The following is a 15,705-nucleotide window of genomic DNA, read 5'->3' on the forward strand; positions in this document are numbered from 1 at the left end:
CCTCCGACCGCCCGTCATCCCTACTCAGGCACTGACGGACAGCCGGGCACGGGTCAGCGTCGGCGGTGCGGGACTCGGCCGTCGCCGGACGCCCAGAAGTCTGAGACGACCTCGACGCGGCCGCTGCCGTCGTCGACGCGCAGGACGGCTCGGTGGTCGCCCTCGAAGTCCATGAGGTCCGCGAAGAGCTCAGAGCCTGTACCGACGGGCTGCCCGTCTAGCTCCCACTGCAGCTGGTCGTCGGGCAGTGGGCGGCCGAAGCAATCTGTAGCCAGTGCCCAGAGCCGTACCAAGGAGCCGGCTCGCACAGTCGCTCCGGGGGCGGGCGCAAGGATGGACGCCTCGGGTGCTCGTCTGGGGACGTCGAGTCGGGTCCACTCGCTTACTGCGGTGTCGAAGCCGTCCGAGATGATCACCTGGACCAAAGCCGAGCCAGCGGTCAGTGGGGCAACCGGTACGGTCGCCTCGCCCGCGTCGAGCGCGCCGGCCAGTACCTGCCAGGTCTCCCCCTCGTCGGGCGACCAGCGGAGCAGGCGGAGGACCTTTTCGGCGTACACCTCCTCTTGCCAGGTCAGGCGGACCCAGTCGCCTTCTACGGAGCCCTGCAGGCCCTCTACCCGTGGCGGAGCACCAGCAGGCTCGCGGATCCAGGTCTCCTCCTCGTGACGCACGATTCGCAGCGTGGAGCCCCGCGGCGGCTCCGGTATGACCGCACAGATCACCCCGGAGGTCATCGGATCAGCACAACCTCCACTGCAGCCTCCACAGCCGCCACGACCATCCCCGCATGCAGCGGTCTCGACCACCTGCACCGGAGCCGTGGCAACGATTCGCCCCACGTCGTCGATCAGGTCCAGCCGTGTGCCCGGCAGGCTGGACCCCAGCTGAGCAACAGTCGTCTCCAGCGTCAGCACGTGCTCGACCTCGATCTGACCGTCGACCAGCCGCCCGAACACCATCAGCGTCAGCACCGGACTCTGCAGATCGACCACCCACGGTGGCGGCGGGTCCGGGATGTAGTGCGGTATCGGCCCGTCCAGATCCAGCTCCACGTTCGGCGGCCACATGTCGCCGGGCCCCGGGATCCAGGTCGGGTTCAGCGCCGAGTGCTGAAGCATCCGCTTGTACTGGTAGAGCGACGGCCAGCGCGGGTTGCAGTAGGACATGAAGTCGCGCCCGACGGCCGGGGAGATCATGTTCGGCCCGGCCAGGTCGAAGCCGTACTCGCCGATCGACGCCATCTTGTTGGTGGCCGAGTCGTACGGCTCGTACGCCGGATAGTCCAGGTCGACCTTCGGATCGTTGTTGAGTCCACAGGGCGCATGCCTGAAGCCGAGCACGTGGCCGAGTTCGTGGCCCATCGGCTCCTGCGATCCGACCGGCCCGGCGCCGAGTCCCGCTCCACCGCCGCCGCAACCGCCGGTACCGTCGCGGGGGATCGCGCTCGGCAGCATCCCGTAGTACAGCCAGCCGGGCTTGTTGCCATCGGCCATCTTCACCAGGTAGAGCCACGCCAGCAAGCTGTTCCAGACGTCCGGGCACTTGCCTTGGACGATGCCGCCGATCAGCGGCACGAACCAGTTCATCTGGCCGGCCACCGAGAGCTCGGGGGTCTTGGAGACCGGGTACCAGTCCAGCGTCCGCCGTACCGTCGCCTGCAGGTCGGCCAGCGACGGCGCCGGCAGGTCGACGTGATTGCCGGTGATGTCATCGCCCGAGTAGTGGACGGGAATCATCCGCACCTTGAGCGTCTGCAGCAGGCTCGCGTTGACCACCTGCGTGTACTCCGCCACCTGGCGGCCGCTGCTCGCGGACACCTTCAGCCGGAACGCGCCACGCATCTGAGCAGCCGGGATGACGAAGTTGAGGCTGTTCGAGAGCGAACCCCGTTCGGTCGCGTAGTCCGGATCAGCGAGCGCGGTGATCGACCCCGGCAGCTGCTGGACCAGCGACCCGGCGTCCACCCAGATCCCGTACCGCATCTTCTGCACTGTCACAGTCGCCCGCACGTTGGGCACATCCCTGAACACCCCGTGCACGAACACCCGCACGTACGCCGTTTTGTCGGCGACCAGCTGAATCGAGTTGTCCGGACCATGATCGTCCGAGTCGATCAGATGCTCGGCGGCGTGCCGGTACTGGATCACCTGGGTGACCTCGACGCCGTCGATGAAGAACCCGGCCAGGAACGGCCTGAGCCAATCGGCCTGCACCGCCTGCTGAACGATCCCGGACATGCTGAACCTGGGCATGTTCGCCCACCCCCTGTAGCCCTCCCCCAGGCCCTTCCCCTTGGAGCCTAAGAAAGCACGACCGGGCGGCCAAAGCAACAGCCGCCCCGGTCCGAGATCGCGGACCGGGGCGGCTGCTGTCGATGCTGGTTACAGGTACTGACCCGTGTTGGTGGCCGTGTCGATCGACCGGCCCGGCTCGGTGCCCTGCTTGCCGGAGATGAGCGTCCGGATGTAGACGATCCGCTCGCCCTTCTTGCCGGAGATCCGGGCCCAGTCGTCCGGGTTGGTCGTGTTCGGCAGGTCCTCGTTCTCCTTGAACTCGTCGACGCACGCCTGCAGCAGGTGCTGCACCCGCAGACCCTTCTGCTTGTCGTCCAGGAAGGCCTTGATCGCCATCTTCTTGGCCCGGTCGACGATGTTCTGGATCATCGCGCCCGAGTTGAAGTCCTTGAAGTACAGGACCTCCTTGTCACCGTTGGCGTAGGTGACCTCGAGGAAGCGGTTCTCGTCGGCCTCGGTGTACATCCGCTCGACCGTGCGCTGGATCATCCCGTTCACGCACGAGGCCCGGTCGCCGCCGAACTCACTCAGGTCCTCGGCGTGCAGCGGCAGGGTCGTGGTCAGGTACTTCGAGAAGATGTCGCGCGCCGCCTCGGCGTCCGGCCGCTCGATCTTGATCTTCACGTCGAGGCGGCCGGGCCGCAGGATCGCCGGGTCGATCATGTCCTCGCGGTTCGAGGCGCCGATCACGAGGACGTTCTCCAGACCCTCGACACCGTCGATCTCGCTCAGCAGCTGCGGGACGATGGTGTTCTCGACATCGGAGGAGACGCCGGAGCCGCGGGTGCGGAACAGCGAGTCCATCTCGTCGAAGAACACGATCACCGGCATGCCCTCGGAAGCCTTCTCCCGGGCCCGCTGGAAGACCAGGCGGATGTGCCGCTCGGTCTCACCCACGTACTTGTTGAGCAGCTCCGGACCCTTGATGTTGAGGAAGAACGACCTCTGCTCCGCCACCCCGGTCCGCTCGGCGACCTTCTTGGCCAGCGAGTTCGCCACCGCCTTCGCGATCAGCGTCTTGCCGCAGCCGGGCGGGCCGTAGAGCAGCACGCCCTTCGGCGGCTTGAGCTCGTGCTCCAGGAACAGGTCCTTGTGCAGGTACGGCAGCTCGACCGCGTCCCGGATCGCCTCGATCTGGCCGGCCAGACCACCGATCTGGGTGTAGTCGATGTCCGGGACCTCTTCGAGCACCAGCTCCTCGACCTCGGACTTCGGGATCTTCTCGTAGACATAGCCGGAGCGGGGCTCCAGCAGCAGCGAGTCGCCGGTCCGCAGTGCGATGTCGAGCAGCGGCGAGGCGAGCCGGACGACGCGTTCCTCGTCGGCCTGCGCGATCACCAGTGCCCGCTCGCCGTCGGCCAGCAGCTCCTTCAGCATCACCACGTCGCCGACGACCTCGAAGTCGCAGGCCTCGACCACGTTCAGCGCCTCGTTCAGCATCAGTTCCTGGCCGAGCCGGAGCGCGTCCAGGTCGACTGATGGGCTCGCCGCGACGCGGAGCTTGCGGCCCCCGGTGAACACGTCCAGCGTGTCGTCGTCGTTGCGGCCCAGGAAGGTACCGAAACCGGACGGCGGTTGCGCCAGCCGGTCGACCTCCTCCTTCAGGGCGATGATCTTCTCTCGGGCCTCGCGCAGTGTTTCCGCCAACCGCTCGTTCTGGGCGGTCACACTCGACAAGGACGCCTGGGTTTCGGACAGTCTGCTCTCGAGCGACCGGCTGTCCGCCGGGTGCTCCAACAACCTCCGCCGCAACGCTGCGACCTCGGCCTCCAGGTAACGGACCTGGTTACGCAGCTCTGCCGCGGTAGGACTCTCGTCTCCAGCCACGATCATCACCTCACCATGTGGGGCTCGACCCTATGGACCTTACCCAGAAAAGCACGCCGAGCAAGCTGAATCCCATCACGTGTCGGTTGCGGATGAATCGGTTGTGTCCGGCGTGTCGGCGGGTGTATCGGACTTGCGCGGCCCGGAATAGTCGTCGCCGTACGCGCCCGGGGCCGGCCGGCGCTTCTTCCGCGGGGCCTGTACGCCGTGCGCCATCCGTCGAGCCGTGACCAGGAAGGCCGTGTGACCTTGCATTCGATGGCCGGGCCGGACGGCGAGCCCCTCGACGTGCCAGTCCCGCACCAGCGACTCCCAGGCCCGCGGCTCGGTGAACTCGCCATGGGCCCGCAGCGTCTCCACAACCCGGCTCAGCTGGGTCGTGGTGGCCACGTACGCGCAGAACACCCCACCCGGCACCAGGGCACCCGCGGCGGCGTCGATGCACTCCCAGGGGGCCAGCATGTCCAGCACGATCCGGTCGACATCCTCTTCGTCCAGCGACTCCACCAGGTCGCCGACGTGCAGCGTCCAGGCCGGGTGCTCGGCGCCGAAGAAGCCCTTGACGTTCTTGCGGGCCACCTCGGCGAAGTCCTCGCGGCGTTCGAACGAGATCACCTGGCCATGGATGCCGACGGCCCGCAACAGCGCCGTGGTCAGCGCGCCCGACCCGGCACCCGCCTCGACCACCTTCGCGCCCGGGAAGATGTCGGCCATCGTCACGATCTGGGCCGTGTCCTTGGGGTAGATCACCGCGGCACCCCGCGGCATCGACACCGAGTAGTCCGCCATCAACGGCCGCAGGGCGAGGTACTCGACCCCGCCCTTGGACCGGATCGTGACTGCGTCGGGCCCGTCGATCAGCTCGTCGTGCTCGATCCCGCCCTTGGTGGTGTGGAAGATCTTCCCCCGCTCGAGGAACACCGAGTGCCGGCGCCCTTTGGAGTCGGACAGGGTGATCCACTCACCGGCCTGCAGCGGCCCGTGGTGCACCCCGGAGAAGGAAGCATCAGGAAAATCACGAAGATCAGACATAAGGCGCTCACCCTACTTCGCCACCCCGGCAAGCCGAGAAAATGAGGGTCAGCGGTTCCGGAAGGCCTGCTCGACGTCTGCGGTGGCGAGGACGCCGTAGACCTGGCCGTTGGCGTCCAGGACCAGGTACTCCGAAGCGGGGTTCTCGCGGAGGGTCGCGAGGATCTCCTCACCGGTGTCGTTGACGCCGATGATGTGGCCGGCGCCGATCCGGGTGGCCACCTCGCCGACCGTGGTCCACGGGCGCTGGTTCTGGGCGACCGAGTTGACGGCGGATTCCGAGACGAGCGCGTGCGGCTTGTCGTCGCCGTCGATGACCACGACCGCGCCGGCTTGAGCACCTGCTGCGAGTCGTACGGCCTCCGAAATCGGCGTACCGGCGTGTACTGCGATCGCGCGGCGGGCCAGCGTGCGCACCTGCAGGGAGGGCAGCTTGCTGCGGAGCCGGGCCTGCATCAGGGACGCGGTGGAGCCCATCCAGAGGAAGAAGCCGACCGCCAGCGCGATGATGAAGTCGACGAGCGTGGGTTGCCGGTCGAAGACCCGCTCGAGGATCACCGGCGCCGCCAGAACCGCGATCGCGATCAGCCGGCCGGCCCAGGCAGCGGCGATCGTGCCCTTGTGCATGTTGCCGGTCAGCTTCCAGACCAGCGCTCGCAGCACCCAGCCGCCGTCGAGCGGCAGCCCGGGCAGCAGGTTGGTGACGCCGACGATCAGGTTGGCGATGGCGAGCTCGAACAGGGCGACATACCCGACGCCCTCGTCCACGGCCCGCGAGCCGAGGTACGCCAGGCCGCCGACCAGTAACGACGCCAGCGGGCCGACGACGGAGACGGCGAACTCCTCGAAGGGGCTCTTCCGCTCCCCCTCGATGTGCGTGCCGGCCGCGAAGAACCCGAGGTTGATCTCGGTCACCGAGATGCCGAACCGCAGCGCGACCAGCGCGTGCGCCAGCTCGTGGATCAGGATCGAGGCGGTGAACGCGACCACGAAGGCGAACGACGCGACGTACCGCCAGCTGCCCAACTCGGGGAACTGCGCCCCGATCACGCTGGCGAAGCCGAGCGCCAGCAGCATCGCCACCGGCAGCCAGGTGAACCGCATGGTCAGCTTGATCCCGCGGACACGACCGATCACCCAGGTACCGGGGGTAGGGCCGGCAGGCTGGGCGGGACTCTGGGGATCACGCGACTCAGACATCGGTGCAACGCTACTGGTCCCGTGTTAACAAGCCTTACACCCCCACGGCAAGCCGAGCGGTGAATCCCGTCTTCACGTCCCCGCTCATCGTCGCCAGCTGGTGCACGGCTGCGTCGTCCCGGAACACGTTGTCGGTCTGCAGCGACGTGTTCGCGAGGTTCCGGGCACTCCCGTCGTACCCAGAGGTCGCATAGACCGCAGTGCACGCGTCCTCTGGCAGGGCGAGCTGTGAGGTCGCACTGATCTTCCCTGCTGCAGTGGCCTCGGACAGCGACGAGTAGACCTCGAAGTGGATGTGCGGCCACCTCCCCTGGTACGCCGCCGGGAAAATCGTGGTGAAGGTGACCTCGCCGGCCGCATTCGCAGCCTGTACTCCGCGGCAGTAGTTCTCCTCGGTGATCTCCCCGTCGTAGAGCGAGTAGCGCCCCTGGGCGTCGCAATGCCACAGGTAGACCGCAGCCCCGGCCAGCGGCGTGTCCTTCGCCGCATCCAGTACTACGAGCTGCACCGTCAGCGGCACGCCCTCAGCCACCCCGGTCGCACTACCGAAGCTCTTGGTGAGGTCACTACGCACGATGCCCGACTCGGTCAACACATTCGGCCCATTGGACCCATCCCCCGGAAACGGCCCCGCCGTCTCCTCCGGAATCTCGTCGACTCCGGCACCCGACGATGTCGCCGACGGCGTGCTGCTTGCCGTGCCGGAAGCGCTCGGCGACGGGCTGCTCGTGCCGGAGGCACTCGGGGTCGAGCCGCTCGACGGGCTGTCGTCGCTCGCGCAGCCGGCGACGACCGCCAGGCCCGCGCCGGCGAACAGGCCCAGGACCTTGCGTCTGCGGAGCATGCCGAGGTCGTGTTCGAGGCCTCTGTCGTGGTCGTGCATGTCGGTCTCCCTTACTCGTTGGGTCCAGAGTGCCGACCGGGACCGATGGTTTCCCGAAAGCCTGCTGGGAGTTCGCTGTGAGCCTGTTATCCACAACCAGTGCGCCGACGGCTCCGACTGTCGGAGCTCTCGCCTAGCCTTGGCGGCATGAGCGTTGCAGCAGCAGTCGACAGGCACGGCCACCCGAACGGAGCGCTGTCTCCGTCCCGGGCGGCGGACTTCATGAGCTGCCCGCTCAAGTACCGGTTCCGGGTGATCGACCGGCTGCCGGAGAAACCTTCGGCGGCCGCGGTCCGCGGCACGGTCGTGCACGCGGTGCTGGAGCGGCTCTTCGACCTGCCCAGCGGGCAACGCACGCTGGAGCACGCCGCCGAGATGCTCGAGCCGCAATGGCAGAAGCTGCTCGAGGCCGAGCCCGAGGTCGCCGAGCTGTTCGCCGAGGACGCCGACGGCGAAGAGCTCGCCAGGTGGCTGGCCGAGGCGCACGGACTGCTCGGCAAGTACTTCAAACTCGAAGACCCGAACCTGCTGGAGCCGGCCGAGCGCGAGCTGTACGTCGAGACCGAGCTCGAGTCGGGTCTGACCCTGCGGGGCTACGTCGACCGCCTCGACGTCGCGCCGACCGGTGAGATCCGGGTGGTCGACTACAAGACCGGCCGGTCGCCGTCGGAGTTCTTCGAGGCCAAGGCGCTGTTCCAGATGAAGTTCTACGCGCTGGTGCTGTGGCGGCTGCGCGGCGTCGTACCGGCGATGCTGCAGCTGGTCTACCTCGGCAACGGCGAGATCGTCCGGTATGTGCCCGACGAGGCCGACTTGCGCGCTTGTGAACGCAAGGTCGGCGCGCTCTGGACCGCGATCACCCGGGCGCTGGAGTCCGGCGACTGGCGGCCGAGCCCGGGTCCGCTGTGCGACTGGTGCGATCACAAGGCCATCTGCCCCGCCTGGGGCGGCACTCCGCCACCGCTGCCGGACCGCTCGGTCGAGGAGGTCGCCCAGGAGTCCGCGGGCGTCGATCTGGTCGGAGTCGACGGGTGAATAGCTTCCCTATCACCGAGCTGAGTTTCTGCTCACACCCGGTCGATGCCATTGACAACCGCCTGGGCGGGATACGGTCCGCACTATGAGTCATCCGCATCCCGACCTCGGCCAACCGCCCCGCCTGCCCGACACCGCGCTCCGCGTGGTCGCTCTGGGCGGTCTCGGTGAGATCGGCCGCAACATGACGGTGTTCGAGCACCGCGGCCGGTTGCTGATCGTGGACTGCGGCGTGCTGTTCCCCGAGGAGCACCAGCCCGGCGTCGACGTGATCCTGCCCGACTTCGGCTACATCCGGGACCGGCTGGACAAGATCGACGCGATCGTCCTCACGCACGGCCACGAAGACCACATCGGCGGCGTCCCGTACCTGCTGAAGGAGCGCGCCGACATCCCGGTGATCGGCTCCAGGCTGACCCTGGCGTTCATCACGTCCAAGCTCAAGGAACACCGGATCACCCCGAAGACGATCGAGGTCAAGGAGGGCGACCGGCGCAAGGTCGGCACCTTCGAGACCGAGTTCTTCGCCGTCAACCACTCGATCCCGGACGGTCTGGCGGTGGCGATCCGGACCAAGGCCGGCATCGTCCTGCACACCGGTGACTTCAAGATGGACCAGTTCCCGCTGGACCGCCGGCTGACCGACCTTCGCGGCTTCGCCAAGCTCAGCGAAGAGGGCGTCGACCTGTTCATGACGGACTCGACCAACGCCGAGGTGCCCGGCTTCACCACCTCCGAGAAGGACCTCGGCCCGGCGATCGACACGGTCTTCCGGACCGCGCCCGGCCGGATCATCGTGTCCAGCTTCGCCAGCCACGTGCACCGGATCCAGCAGGTGCTCGACGCGGCCAAGCTGGGTGGCCGCAAGGTCGCCTTCGTCGGCCGCTCGATGGTGCGCAACATGGGCATCGCCGGCGACCTGGGCTACCTGAAGGTGCCGAAGGGCCTGATCGTCGACCTGAAGGAGCTGGAGAAGCTCCCCGACCGCAAGGTCACCCTGATCTGCACCGGCTCCCAGGGTGAGCCGATGGCGGCTCTGGCCCGGATGGCGAACCGCGATCACATGATCCGGATCGGTGAGGGCGACACCGTGCTGATGGCCAGCTCACTGATCCCCGGCAACGAGAACGCGATCTACGGCCTGATCAACGGCCTGATCCGCTGGGGCGCGAACGTCGTGCACAAGGGCAACGCCAAGGTGCACGTCTCCGGTCACGCGAGCGCCGGCGAGCTGGTCTACTGCTACAACCTGATCAAGCCCCGCAACGTGATGCCCGTCCACGGCGAGTACAGGCACCTGAAGGCGAACGCGGCGCTCGCGGTCGCCACCGGAGTGCCGGCCGATCGGGTGATCATCGCCGAGGACGGCGTGGTCGTCGACCTGGACAAGGGCCGGGCGAAGATCGTCGGCAAGGTCGAGGCCGGCTATGTGTACGTCGACGCCATGACGGTCGGCGGGGTCACCGAGGCGAACCTCAAGGACCGCCGCACGCTGGCCGAGGAGGGCGTCGTCACCGTCGTCCTGCTGGTCGATGCCAACACGGGTCTGCTGGCCGAGCCGCCGGACTTCCTGGCCCGCGGGTTCGTCCACGACGACACCACCTTCAAGGACGTCATCCCGGTCATCGAGGACACCTTGGCCAAGGCGGCCGCGGAGAGCATCGGCGACGCCAACGCCCTGGAGGAGCTCGTCGGCCGAGCCGTCGGCAACTGGACCTGGCGCCACTGGCGCCGCCGCCCAGTCGTCATCCCCGTAGTCATCGACGCCTGACAGCTGACCATCCCACCGGGGCGGACCCGGTGGGGGTTAGCGTTCTCGCTGTGACGGTGAGAGTTGTCGGGCAGGGCGTGGCCATCCGGACCAGCGGTCTCGGGAAGAGTTACGGATCCGGGGACACCCGGGTGGAGGCGCTGGCCGACGTCGACCTGGAGTTCGGCAAGGGCAGGTTCACGGCGATCATGGGCCCGTCCGGCTCGGGCAAGTCGACGTTGCTGCACTGCCTGGCCGGGCTCGATCGCCCGACCACCGGCCAGGTCATGCTCGGCGACGTCGAGCTCACCCGGCTCGACGAGAAGCGCCTGACCCATCTGCGGCGCGACCGGATCGGGTTCGTCTTCCAGGCGTTCAACCTGGTCCCGACCCTGTCCGCGATGGAGAACATCACGCTCCCCCTCGACCTCGCCAACCGCAAGCCGGACCAGGAATGGGTCGACAAGGTCATCACCGCGATCGGCTTGCAGGACCGCCTTCACCACAAGCCGTCCGAGCTGTCCGGCGGCCAGCAGCAGCGCGTCGCCTGCGCCCGCGCTCTCGCCTCCCGTCCAGAGGTCGTGTTCGCCGACGAACCGACCGGCAACCTCGACTCCCGCTCGTCCGCCGACGTGCTGGGCTTCCTGCATCGCTCGGTCCGCGAGTTCGGCCAGACCGTCGTGATGGTCACCCATGACCCGACCGCGGCCTCGTACGCCGATCGCGTGGTCTTCCTCGCCGACGGCAGACTGCAGGACGAGTTGCTCGACCCGACCGCGGACACCGTGCTCGACAAGATGAAGCAGCTCGACACCCACGAGGCGGGCTGATGCTCAAGCTCGGCCTCCGGTCGGTGCTCGCGCACCGGCTCCGGTTCGTGCTCTGCACGGTCGCCGTCCTGCTCGGCACCGCCTTCGTCGGCGGTGCGCTGATCTTCACCGACACCTTGTCGGCAGCGCTGAAGAAGAACTTCGCCGGCAGCCCTTCCGACATCACCGTAACCCCGGTCGAGAACCTCAAGAACAACCCCGGCCTGTCCAACGCCCGCCCGGCCACGCTCACCTCCGACCTCGCGAACCAGATCGCCAACCTCCCCGGCATCGCCGGCACCGACCCGCAGGTACTGGTCCCCGGCGCCCAGATCCTCGGCACCGACGGCAAGCCGACCGAAGCGTTCGGCCTGCCGACGTACGCCACCGGCTGGCCGCACGACCTCCGGACGGCGAACGTCAAGCTCCTCGACGGCCAGCCACCGTCCGGTCAAGAGCAACTCGCCCTCGACCAGTCGACCGCGAAGCGCGAGGGCTACGAGATCGGCGACCAGGTCAAGGTCGTCACCCCGGGCAAGGCCGTCACGGCGACGATGACCGCCATCACCACCCCGAATCTCACCGGCGCGTCCGCCGGCGCCCCGCTGATCACCTTCGACTCGGTCACCGCCCAGCGGCTGCTGCTCGGCAGCCCCGGCTGGACCTCGATCACCGTCGCCGTCCAGCCCGGCCAAGATGTCCAGACCGTCATCCAGGCGATCAGCAAGATCGCGGGCAAGGACGTCAGCGTCCGCACCGCGGCGCAGGTCTCGGCGGACGGCGAGAGCGCGGTCGACCACACCTTCGGCGGCTTCAGCGCAGTACTGCTGCTGTTCGCCGGGATCGCCCTGTTCGTCGGCACGTTCCTGATCGTCAACACCTTCTCGATGCTCATCGCGCAGCGCTCCCGCGAGCTCGCCATGCTCCGCGCGATCGGCGCCTCCCGGGGCCAGGTCACGAGCACGGTACTGATCGAGGCACTCATCATCGGCGCGATCGGCTCCACCCTCGGCCTGCTGGTCGGTGCCGGCGTCGCCGCCGCCCTGCAAGCCTTCTACCAGTCGCTCGACCTCGCGATCCCAGGTTCGAGCCTGCAGATCAGCGTTCCGACCATGATCGCCTGCTACCTCGTCGGCATCGGCGTCACCCTCTTCGCGGCGCTCCCGGCCGCACGCCGCGCCGGCAAGCTGCCACCCGTCGCAGCGATGCGCGACGACGTCAGCGTCCCGGAACGCTCGCTGCTCCTCCGCCTGATCATCGGCGGCTTCCTGCTCCTGATGACCGCCTTCCTGGTCGCGATCTCCTTCACCCTCCAAGGCCTGCCCGCGGCCATCCTGCTCGGCCTCGGCGCCGGTCTCGCGATGCTCGGCCTGGTGATGACCAGTCCGCTGATCAGCCGGTACGCCGTCCGCGGACTGATGGCCCCGTTCGGCCGCAAAGCCCCGATCACGCTCGGCCGACGCAACGCGGCGCGCAACCCCCGGCGTACCGCGGCGACCGCGTCCGCGCTGATGATCTCGGTCGCCCTGGTCAGCGGCCTGGTCGTCATCGCCGCCTCCGCCAAGGCTTCGGTCAACCGCAACCTGCAGGACGCGATCGGCACCGCCGAACTCCTGGTCAGCGGCGACGAGCCGTTCAGCAGCGAGGTCGGCGACAAGATCGCCAAGGTCCCCGGAGTCGCCGCGGTGCACCGGGTCCGGCAGATGCCCGGCGACATCGGCGGCCACCGGGTCACCGTGGCCGGGGTCGACGACGGCACCATCGACGGCCCGATCACCACCCGGTTCGTCTCCGGCTCGGCCGACGGTCTGAAGGACGGCGAGGCGGTGATCCCGCGCAACCTGGCCAAGCAGCTCGACCTGGTCGTCGCGAAGAAGTTCGAGCTGACCACGACCAGCGGCAGACAGACCCTGCGGGTGGCCGGCATCATCGCGCCGAACCGCCAGCTCAACGCGATCATCCTGGCCCAGCCCGGCTTCGCCAAGGCCGGCGGCGCGACCACCGACAACACCCTGTACGTCGATGTTGCCGACGGCACCGATTTCGGCAAGGTCCGGCTGGCGGTGGCCGCCGAACTGACCGACTACCCCGCCGTCGAGGCCCGCGACCAGCAGGCGTTCGCGAAGAGCCAGCAGCAGCCGATCGACATGGTGCTCGCCGTGATCGCGATGCTGCTCACGCTGGCGATCATCATCGCCGTACTCGGCATCGTGAACACGCTCGCGCTCGGCGTGATCGAGCGCACCCGGGAGATCGGTCTGCTGCGGGCGATCGGGATGGACCGGCCGCAACTGCGCCGGATGCTCCAGGTGGAGGCGATCGCGATCGCCTTGCTCGGCGCGCTCCTGGGGTTGCTGGTCGGGGTCCTGTTCGGGGCGGCCATCCAGCATGTGATGCGGGAGGACGGCCTCAGCGTGCTCGACATCCCCGTGGTCCAGTTGGTGATCGCGGTCGTGGTGGCGGGCGTGGTCGGCGTACTGGCTGCAGTGTGGCCGTCACGGCGTGCAGCGAAGCTCGACGTACTGCGGGCGATCGCGGCCGAGTGACGCGTGCGCAGTACCGCTACGAGGGGCAGCCACGGCACGCAATCGCAGGTAGCCTGCGGGTGTGCCGGGCAGCGTGCAGTCGATCGAGCGGGCCGCGGCAGTGCTGCGACTCCTCGCCGCAGCGCCCAACGGACTGGGGGTGGCCGATTTGGGCAACGCACTCGGGCTGGCCAAGACTACTGTGCATGGCATCCTCAAGACGCTGCATCAGGTCGGTTTCGTGGAGCAGGACCGCAGCGGGGCGCACTACCGGCTCAGTGACGCGTTCGGCCGGCTCGGCGAGACGTACCTCGATCCGAACGAGCTGCGCAGCCGCGCGATCAACTGGGCCGACTCGCTGGCCTCCCGCAGCGGCGAGGTGGTCCGCGTCGGTCGGCTCGTCGAGGGCAAGGTCGTCGTCGTGCACCACGTCTTCCGGCCCGACGACAGCGACCAGGACCTCGATGTCGGTACTACGCTCCCGCCGCACGCGTGCGCTCTCGGCAAGGCGGTGCTCGCCTTCGACGCGTCCGGCGCCACCCGGCCGCGCAAGCTCGACGCCTACACGACGCGCACCATCACCGATCCCGCCCGGCTGGCCGAAGAGCTCACAGCCGTCCGCGCGAAGGGGTGGGCCGGGGAGTTCGAGGAGCACACCGTCGAGCTGGCCGGCATCGCCGCACCGATCCGCGGCCTCGGCGGCCTGGTCGTAGGCGCAGTCGGCCTCACCGGCCGGATCGAACGCATCTGCGACAGCCGCCTCCGCCACCGTACCGACCTGGTCACCATGGTCCGAGCCACCGCCGAAGCCATCGGCCGCGACCTCCGCGAGGACCGCTGATGGCTGAGCAATATGTTGCTGCGGTCGATCAAGGCACCAACTCGACTCGGTGCATTCTGTTCGATCGGCGTGGGCGGTTGGTGTCGGTGGCGCAGCGGGAGCACAAGCAGCACTTCCCCAAGCCGGGGTGGGTCGAGCACGACGCGGCGGAGATCTGGCGCAACGTCACTCGCGTCGTACCGGCCGCGATCCGGCAGGTCGGCGCCGAGCCGTCCCAGATCGTTGCCATCGGCATCACCAACCAGCGGGAGACCAGCCTGCTGTGGGACCGCCGGACCGGCGAGCCGATCGGGCACGCCGTCGTCTGGCAGGACACCCGGACCGACCGGCTCGTCAAGGAGTTGGCCGGCGACGAAGGGACCGACCGGTTCGCCGACCTCTGCGGGCTGCCGCTGACGACGTACTTCTCCGCGCCCCGACTCCGCTGGATGCTCGACCACACCCCCGGGCTGCGAGCGCGAGCCGACCGCGGCGAGGTGCTGTTCGGCACGATGGAGAGCTGGCTGATCTGGAACTTCACCGGCGGCCCGGACGGCGGCCTGCACGCCACCGACGTGACGAACGCGAGCCGGACGATGCTGATGAACATCGAGACGCTCGAGTGGGACGACGAGTTGCTCGCGGCCTTCGACGTACCACGCTGTGTCCTGCCCGAGATCCGGCCGTCGTCCGGGGTGTTCGCCACGGCGACCGCGGTGCTTCCGGGCGTACGGATCGGCGCGGCGCTCGGGGATCAGCAGGCAGCGCTGTTCGGGCAGACGTGTTTCAGCCCGGGTGAGGCCAAGTGCACCTATGGGACCGGGTCGTTCCTGCTGCTGCACACCGGCAAGGAGATCGTCCGGTCGACGCACGGCATGCTCACGACGGTCGCGTACCAGATCGGGTCGGAGCCGGCGGCGTACGCGCTGGAAGGGTCGATGGCGGTCACCGGCTCGCTCGTGCAGTGGTTCCGGGACGGTCTCGGGCTGATCCACACCGCGGCCGAGATCGAGACGCTCGCGCGGACGGTCGAGGACAACGGTGGCGCCTACATCGTGCCCGCGTTCTCGGGGCTGTTCGCGCCGCATTGGCGCAGTGAGGCCCGTGGGGTGATCGCCGGGCTCACGTCGTACATCACCAAGGGCCATCTCGCCCGGGCGGTGCTCGAGGCGACCGGGTTCCAGACGCTCGAGGTCGTCGACGCGATGAACGCCGACTCCGGGATCGCGCTCAAGGCTCTGAAGGTCGACGGCGGGATGACGGCGAACAACCTGCTGATGCAGTTCCTCGCCGACCTGCTCGACGTACCAGTTGTGCGACCGATGGTCACCGAGACAGTGTCGCTCGGTGCCGCGTACGCCGCCGGTCTCGCGGTCGGCTATTGGCCCGACCTCGAAGGTCTGCGGAGCAACTGGCACCGGGCCGGCCAGTGGCTCCCCCACATGGACCCTGACCGGCGCGCTACGGAGTACGCGAACTGGCAGGCGGCGGTCCAGCGCACCTTCGGCTGGATCCGCCCCGACCAGTAGG

At 68.5% G+C, this 15,705-nt stretch carries 11 protein-coding genes; 6 read left to right on the plus strand and 5 right to left on the minus strand.

All coding sequences use genetic code 11. The features are described from left to right. Nucleotides 1–53 precede the first annotated feature (53 nt). The 5 genes from AB0M15_RS25915 to AB0M15_RS25935 all read right to left on the minus strand — a co-directional run bounded on the left by AB0M15_RS25915 (nt 54) and on the right by AB0M15_RS25935 (nt 7,236). Entirely contained in the window at nt 54–2,252 is a 2,199-nt protein-coding gene (locus tag AB0M15_RS25915) for a hypothetical protein (RefSeq protein WP_363824025.1), read from the minus strand. Nucleotides 2,253–2,381: 129 nt separating this feature from the next. Beyond that, nucleotides 2,382–4,127 (minus strand): proteasome ATPase, encoded by a 1,746-nt coding sequence (gene arc, locus AB0M15_RS25920; protein ID WP_363824026.1) that lies wholly within the window; start codon nt 4,125–4,127, stop codon nt 2,382–2,384. Nucleotides 4,128–4,196: 69 nt separating this feature from the next. Beyond that, complete coding sequence (locus AB0M15_RS25925) at nt 4,197–5,153, minus strand: tRNA (adenine-N1)-methyltransferase (protein ID WP_363824027.1); 957 nt, start codon at nt 5,151–5,153, stop codon at nt 4,197–4,199. A 48-nt stretch (nt 5,154–5,201) separates the two neighbouring features. Continuing rightward, a complete protein-coding gene (locus AB0M15_RS25930; RefSeq protein WP_363824028.1) occupies nt 5,202–6,353 on the minus strand; it encodes a site-2 protease family protein in 1,152 nt (383 codons plus the stop codon). Nucleotides 6,354–6,387: 34 nt separating this feature from the next. After that, on the minus strand, nt 6,388–7,236 hold the full coding sequence (locus AB0M15_RS25935) for a 3,4-dioxygenase subunit beta (protein WP_363824029.1): 849 nt from the start codon (nt 7,234–7,236) through the stop codon (nt 6,388–6,390). A 147-nt stretch (nt 7,237–7,383) separates the two neighbouring features. Between AB0M15_RS25935 and AB0M15_RS25940 the strand changes: the two genes are divergently transcribed. From AB0M15_RS25940 to glpK, 6 genes are all read left to right on the plus strand, one after another. Then, nucleotides 7,384–8,271 (plus strand): PD-(D/E)XK nuclease family protein, encoded by an 888-nt coding sequence (locus tag AB0M15_RS25940; RefSeq protein WP_363824030.1) that lies wholly within the window; start codon nt 7,384–7,386, stop codon nt 8,269–8,271. A gap of 85 nt (nt 8,272–8,356) precedes the next feature. Continuing rightward, nucleotides 8,357–10,042: a ribonuclease J gene (locus AB0M15_RS25945; protein WP_363824031.1), complete on the plus strand. Its 1,686-nt coding sequence runs from the start codon at nt 8,357–8,359 to the stop codon at nt 10,040–10,042. Between the two features lie 50 nt (nt 10,043–10,092). Next, complete coding sequence (locus AB0M15_RS25950) at nt 10,093–10,851, plus strand: ABC transporter ATP-binding protein (RefSeq protein ID WP_363824032.1); 759 nt, start codon at nt 10,093–10,095, stop codon at nt 10,849–10,851. Then, nucleotides 10,851–13,376: an FtsX-like permease family protein gene (locus AB0M15_RS25955; RefSeq protein WP_363824033.1), complete on the plus strand. Its 2,526-nt coding sequence runs from the start codon at nt 10,851–10,853 to the stop codon at nt 13,374–13,376. The genes AB0M15_RS25950 and AB0M15_RS25955 overlap by 1 nt, the downstream gene beginning before the upstream one ends. A gap of 61 nt (nt 13,377–13,437) precedes the next feature. After that, a complete protein-coding gene (locus tag AB0M15_RS25960) occupies nt 13,438–14,196 on the plus strand; it encodes an IclR family transcriptional regulator (RefSeq protein ID WP_363824034.1) in 759 nt (252 codons plus the stop codon). Next, nucleotides 14,196–15,704 (plus strand): glycerol kinase GlpK, encoded by a 1,509-nt coding sequence (gene glpK, locus AB0M15_RS25965; protein ID WP_363824035.1) that lies wholly within the window; start codon nt 14,196–14,198, stop codon nt 15,702–15,704. The genes AB0M15_RS25960 and glpK overlap by 1 nt, the downstream gene beginning before the upstream one ends. Nucleotide 15,705 lies beyond the last annotated feature (1 nt).

The sequence above is a fragment of the Kribbella sp. NPDC051718 genome (assembly GCF_040681515.1).
GTDB lineage: Bacteria > Actinomycetota > Actinomycetes > Propionibacteriales > Kribbellaceae > Kribbella.

Bases quoted from the DNA above. Each gene is read 5' to 3' on its own strand.
- AB0M15_RS25945 (WP_363824031.1), top strand. From the start codon at position 8,357: ATGAGTCATCCGCATCCCGACCTCGGCCAACCGCCCCGCCTGCCCGAC.
- AB0M15_RS25925 (WP_363824027.1), bottom strand. From the start codon at position 5,153: ATGTCTGATCTTCGTGATTTTCCTGATGCTTCCTTCTCCGGGGTGCAC.
- AB0M15_RS25935 (WP_363824029.1), bottom strand. From the start codon at position 7,236: ATGCACGACCACGACAGAGGCCTCGAACACGACCTCGGCATGCTCCGC.
- AB0M15_RS25930 (WP_363824028.1), bottom strand. From the start codon at position 6,353: ATGTCTGAGTCGCGTGATCCCCAGAGTCCCGCCCAGCCTGCCGGCCCT.
- glpK (WP_363824035.1), top strand. From the start codon at position 14,196: ATGGCTGAGCAATATGTTGCTGCGGTCGATCAAGGCACCAACTCGACT.
- AB0M15_RS25940 (WP_363824030.1), top strand. From the start codon at position 7,384: ATGAGCGTTGCAGCAGCAGTCGACAGGCACGGCCACCCGAACGGAGCG.
- arc (WP_363824026.1), bottom strand. From the start codon at position 4,127: ATGATCGTGGCTGGAGACGAGAGTCCTACCGCGGCAGAGCTGCGTAAC.
- AB0M15_RS25955 (WP_363824033.1), top strand. From the start codon at position 10,851: ATGCTCAAGCTCGGCCTCCGGTCGGTGCTCGCGCACCGGCTCCGGTTC.
- AB0M15_RS25915 (WP_363824025.1), bottom strand. From the start codon at position 2,252: ATGCCCAGGTTCAGCATGTCCGGGATCGTTCAGCAGGCGGTGCAGGCC.